The 6,056-nt window shown below is 38.5% G+C and carries 4 protein-coding genes; all 4 read right to left on the bottom strand.

Annotation, left to right across the window (positions count from 1 at the left end; genetic code table 11):
• Positions 1-42: 42 nt before the first annotated feature.
• Positions 43-1,482, bottom strand: a complete 1,440-nt coding sequence (locus tag WH267_RS20350; protein ID WP_340010613.1) for a glycoside hydrolase family 30 protein — start codon at positions 1,480-1,482, stop codon at positions 43-45.
• A gap of 37 nt (positions 1,483-1,519) precedes the next feature.
• Positions 1,520-2,329 carry a glycoside hydrolase family 16 protein gene (locus tag WH267_RS20345; protein ID WP_340010611.1) on the bottom strand — a complete coding sequence of 270 codons (810 nt, stop codon included), beginning with the start codon at positions 2,327-2,329 and terminating at the stop codon, positions 1,520-1,522.
• A gap of 69 nt (positions 2,330-2,398) precedes the next feature.
• The gene (gene bglX, locus WH267_RS20340) at positions 2,399-4,621 is read right to left on the bottom strand and encodes a beta-glucosidase BglX (protein WP_340010609.1); all 2,223 of its coding nucleotides are present in this window, start codon (positions 4,619-4,621) and stop codon (positions 2,399-2,401) included.
• Between the two features lie 10 nt (positions 4,622-4,631).
• Positions 4,632-6,056, bottom strand: a complete 1,425-nt coding sequence (locus WH267_RS20335; protein WP_340010607.1) for a glycoside hydrolase family 30 protein — start codon at positions 6,054-6,056, stop codon at positions 4,632-4,634.

The raw sequence follows: 6,056 nt of genomic DNA, 5'->3' as shown, positions 1-6,056 counted from the left end.
CTTCGAGGCCGCCGATTCTTTTAAAATAATATTAATATGAAGTTATAAAATTACGGTCTGTATAGAGTGTGCCGGAGCATTTACCTTAGCCGCCATGCCTTCAATCCAAAGATTAGTTTCGATATCATTATCGGAATCGTTCATAATTACAGTAACCAGCTCTCCGTTTTCATTCATAAAAGCAGAAGACGTTAATGCCGCTCTGTTGGAAGATGAACCTATCCTTTGTGCATTAGGTTTGATGTATTTTGATACATGGCCGATGTAGTAGTATTCATAAGTATAGAACACCTCCCCTGTTTTTGTATCGGCAATGATGGGTGCAAAACAGAAATTTCCTTTATGGTTGGGTCCACCGGTTTCATCCAGCAGAATATTCCAGTCTGTCCATAAAGCATTTCCTTTATTAAAATCGTTCAGCATATTCTTGCTGTATAGTTCACCTAGGCTTACATCATAAATTCTATCCATGGCAAACTGTTCTTTACAGCCTTCCGTGAAGGCAAGAAATTTATCCGGGAAAGCTCTGTGGGTTTCTGCAAGGTTATCAAATAATTGGGTTTTATTATTCCAGGTTTCATACCAGTGATAGCCTATTCCATGCGCATATTTTGAAGTTTCAGGGTCACCAAGTGTGGTAGTTGCCCTTTGATAAATCAGGTCTCTGTTGTGATCCCAGATCATTACTTTTTTATCTTTATAGCCGTTTTTCCATAAAGTTGGACCTAGGTTGTTTTTCAGGAATTCCCCTTCTTCTTCGGCTGTATAAATGCAGGATTCCCAGGATTGTGTTGCCATAGGTTCATTCTGAACAGTTAATCCCCAGACATTAATTCCTCTTTTTTCGTATTCTTTGATGAATTTAATATAGTAATCTGCCCAGGTCTGGTAATATTGGTTTTCCAGCCTTCCGCCTTTGTATAAACTTTTATTAGACTTCATCCAGGCTGGCGGACTCCATGGAGAGAAGTAAAAGGTAAAATTATTTCCTATTGCTTTCTGTGCTTCTCTGATCATCGGAATTTTATACTTTTCATCGTGGGCAAGGTTGAAAGTTTTCAGAGAAGTGTCGTTATCTTCTACATAGGTATAGGAATCGCTGGAGAAGTCACAGGAATTCATATTAGTACGCACCACAGTGTATCCCAATCCGTTTTTCCCAAAATAGGCCTCCAGAATTTCTTTTTGCTTATTCTTTGGCATTTTGTAGAATGTTTCTGCTGATGCATCTGTAATAGCTCCTCCAATTCCGATCAGCTTTTGATATTTAAAACCAGGAGCTACAAAAATACAGGCTTCCGTTTCCTTTGGCTGTCCGAACTGCTCAAATTTTACGGGACCTTTATCTACCATTCTTTCATTCACTTTAGAGTTGGTAAGAATGACCTTTGCTGTTTTTCCTTCATGTTTTTTCCAATAATTCTGGGCATTGACATTGATGGCAATCCCTATTACAAAACAACTTACGATTAGTTTTCTCATGATTTCTTTGTTTGTGGACCGTATGTCCTCTTTTTCATTATTTATTTTGATAGACCCTTACATAGTCTATATAATACTTTTGTGGAAAGATGCTGTCATCTATTCCCTCTTTTCCGCCCCAGAAACCACCTACTGCCAGATTTAAAATGATAAAATAAGGCTGTTCAAAAGGCCATGCTTCATAGGTCTTTTCTTTATTTTCATAGGTGAAAAACTTCTGATCATCAATATATACCTCTATCTTTTCCGGTGTCCAATTGGCTTTATACACATGAAATTTTTTGCTTGCATCTTTTACAATCAAAGTATCCGTTTTTTGGGTTCCCAGAATATGATTGTATTTTTTAGTATGTACCGAAGCATGGATATAGCCTTGATTAAATCCTACATGTTCCATGATATCAAGTTCGCCGTCATCAGGCCATTTCTTCATCTTTTCACTCATCATCCAGATGGCTGGCCATGTTCCCCGGCCTTTCGGAAGTTTTGCACGAACTTCTACCGTTCCATATTGAAAGGAAAATTTCCCCTTGGTTAACAATCTTGCTGAAGTATATTTATTCTTTTCCCAATTTTCTTTTTTAGCTTCAATAACAAGATTTCCGTTTTCCAGTCTGGCATTTTCCAGCCTGTTTTTGGTATAAAACTGAGCTTCATCATTTCCATAGCCACCACCACCCACATCGTAGTTCCATTTTAGTGAATCCGGAAGTCCTTTTCCGTTAAATTCATCACTCCAGATCAGTTTTCTGTCGGAATCTGCTTTGTTTGAAGCACAATTCGCCACAGATAAGGCTAATATTCCTGCTATACAAAACTGAATGGTATTTCGGAATTTAATTTTCATATTGTTATGATGATTAAGCTTTGGCTAAAGACATTTATATTTTTTATTGTGGTCAGGTTAAAAGAATATTTATTCCACCCAATTCACTCTTTTTGTTTGTACATTCTGAGAATTGGTTCCCACCATAATATCAAATTCACCTGCCTCCCAGTCAAAATTCAGTTCATCATCAAAAAATTTCAAATCTTCCGGAGTCAGTGTAAATTCTACTTTTTTGGCTTCTCCTTTTTTGATGAATACTTTTTTAAAACCTTTTAATTCTTTTACAGGTCTTACTACTTTCCCAAAAAGATCTCTTATATAAAGCTGCACCACTTCCTCACCATCATATTTCCCAGTATTGGAAACAGTAACACTGATGTTTAATTTCTGGTCTCCTTTCAGGTTTTCAGAACTTAAAATCATACCGGAATAGGTAAATTCTGTATAGCTTAACCCAAATCCAAACGGGAATTTCGGATCGTTGTCAAGATCAATATATGCTGAAACATAATTTCTGTCCGTATTGTTTTTTGCAGGTCTGCCTGTATTATAGTGATTATAGTACATCGGAATCTGTCCTTCAGTTCTTGGAAAGGTCATTGGAAGCTTTCCTCCTGGGTTTACGGTTCCAAACAGGATATCGGCAATAGAATTTCCTGCTTCCGTTCCCAGCCACCACGTATAAACAATAGCAGGAATATGGTCTGCCGCCCAGTTGAAAATCAAAGGCCTTCCTGCATTAATCATGAGAACAATCGGTTTCCCTGTTTTGGCAACTTCTTTCAAAAGATCTTCCTGTACCCCGGAAAAACCAATAGCACTTCGGCTTTTTGCTTCACCACTCATCGCATGTCCCTCTCCTAAAGTCATAATCACCACATCTGCTTTTCTGGCGGTCTCTACTGCTTCCGCAAACATTGTTTTGTCCTGATCATCTACATTACAGCCTTTTGCATATAATAAGGTAGAATTTTTATCCAATTGATTTTTAATCCCATCAAACTGAGAAACTATTCTTTGGGTGTCATCTTTAAAAGCAATAGACCAAAACCCATGATTGGCTACGGTTTCTTTTCCGAACGGACCAATCAAAGCCACTGTTTTTACAGTTTTTGAAAGTGGAAGGATATTATCTTTATTTTTAAGGAGAACAATACTCTTAGATCCGAACTCCCTTCCGAATTTCCTATTTTCCTGGTTATTAACTTGTTCTTTTTGTCTTTTCTCATTGCTGAATCGGTAAGGATCGTCGAAAAGCCCCATCTCGAATTTTTTGGTTAAAATTCTTCCTGCAGCATCATCCACCAGTTTAGTATCTACTTTTCCTTCTTTAACAAGTTTCGGAAGTTCTGCCATATATACCCGGCTTTCCATATCCATATCACTGCCTCCCTGTACTGCTTTTTCAGCAGCCTCAGCGCCATCCTTTGCATATCCGTGAGGAATCATTTCCCCGATACTTCCCCAGTCTGAAACTACAAAACCTTTATAATTCCATTTTCCTTTTAGTAAATTTCTCTGAATATATTGATTGGCTGTGGCCGGAATTCCATTGATATCATTGAAAGAATTCATGAACGTAGCAACTCCTGCTTCTGCGGCAGCTTTGAAAGGTGGAAGATAGGTTTCATTCAGTTGTCTGAGGCTCATGTCAACAGAATTATAATCTCTGCCGCCCACCGCTGCACCATAGGCTGCAAAATGTTTTGCACAAGCCATTACCGCATCAAGGCTTCCTAATCCTTTCCCCTGAAATCCTTTAATTCTTGCCAATCCGATTTGAGTTCCCAGATAAGTGTCTTCTCCTGGCCCCTCCATTACTCTTCCCCATCTCGGGTCTCTGGCAATATCTACCATCGGGGCAAAAGTCCAGTGAATGCCATACGCTGATGCTTCTGTAGCTGCAATCCTTTCTGATTTTTCTATCATTCCCAGATCCCAACTCGCAGCCTGCCCGATGTTAACAGGAAAAGTTGTCCTATATCCATGGATAACATCCTGTCCAAAAAGTAAAGGAATCTTCAATCGGGACTGCATGGCCAGTTTCTGAAATGCTCTGGTTTCTTCTGCTCCGGCAACATTCAGCATAGAGCCCACTTTCCCCTTTTTAATTTCGTCCAGCACTGCAGCCGAATTAGAATGCTGAGGCCCTGTGGCATATTCAAATCCACTGTATTGCACCATCTGCCCTACTTTTTCTTCCAGTGTCATTTTAGACAAAAGTTCTGCAACTCTCTGATCTGTTGTTTTCTGTCCATAGACATTCATTCCAAGTGTTGAGAATGCGAGTAAGAAATAAACTCTCTTCATACTTATTCGATTAAAAAATATAAGTGGCGGCAGATTGCCCAGGAATGTTTACTGTAGCGATCTTTCCGGCAAATTTAATATTAAAAATTTCAATTTCTTTACTATCGTTCTGAACAATCAATACCGTTTTTCCGTTGGGAGTTCTGAATGCAGCAGTCGATAAATATTGGGTCTGAGTGGAAGCAATACGTTGAGATCCTGAAGGGATAAACTTAGAGGCGTGTGCTACAATATAATAGGCAACATTTCTGGTAAAGCTCTCACTGTCTGAAATGGTTATTGCTCCTTTACATTCCGTACATCCGCCCTCTGTGTGGGGGGCATACTTTGAGTCATTGGCAAGATTCCACTCCAGTGCTGTTTTACTCCAGTTTCTCATAGAACCGATAATCACATTCTTTGTGTGCCAGTTCAGATCTTCATTGAAAGTTCCTTTTGAACCCGTCCACTGTTCGGTAAAATATAGGTTTTTATCTGGAAATGCATCATGAACCGTACTCAATGCTGAAATATCCCCTTCATACAAATGAAAAGCAGATCCATCTATATATTGATAGGCTTCAGGATCTTTTAAAATATCAAGAGCATACTCAGGTTTGTTACAGTTATGATCATATATTACAATCTTGGTTTTTATTTTATTGTTCTTAAAAGCAGGTCCTAAATGCCCTTTAATAAAATCCCTCTGTTGATCAGATGGCATGTACATACTCGGATTATTTCCAGGATGCAAGGGTTCATTTTGAGGAGTTACTGCATCAATAACAATCCCTTCGTTCTGCATTTCCTTAATATATTTTACAAAATACCGGGCATATGTCTCATAAAATTCAGGTTTTAAACTTCCTCCTTTAGATTTTCCGTTATCTTTCATCCAAACCGGAGGTGACCACGGAGCTGCAATAATTTTAATCTTAGGATTAATAGCTAAAATCTCTTTCAACATTGCAATCAGAGCCTTGTCTTTTGCTAAACTGAATTTAGAAAGAGAAACATCCGTCTGTCCTTCCGGAAGATCATCATACGAAAAAACTTCTCCATCAAGGTCCGAAGCTCCAATGCTTACTCTCAGATAACTGATGGAAATGGAATGTTTACCACTTCCGAAAAGTTCATTCAATAAAGCTTTTCTTTTGCCTGGAGACAAACGATTAATAACCTCAACACTTCCTCCCGTTAATGTATATCCGAAACCCTCAACATATTGAAACTTTTGTGTATCATCAATTTCAATATTCTGAAGGGTATTAGATGTATTTACAAATCTGATGGGAGCCTGGGGCTGTAATTTGATGTTTTCATCTCCTTTGGTAAGCCAATATTCAACTTCATCACCATTCTTCTGAGCAACAGTAGTACATGACAAAGGAAAAAGTACCACACCGCAAAGCAGTGCAGTACCTTTAAAGAAACTATATAAGTTGTGAAACTTCAT

Source organism: Chryseobacterium sp. MYb328 (assembly GCF_037572595.1).
Classification (GTDB): domain Bacteria; phylum Bacteroidota; class Bacteroidia; order Flavobacteriales; family Weeksellaceae; genus Chryseobacterium; species Chryseobacterium pennae.
Note: the sequence above shows the minus strand (reverse complement) of the source record. Positions and strands in the feature narration are given on the sequence as shown.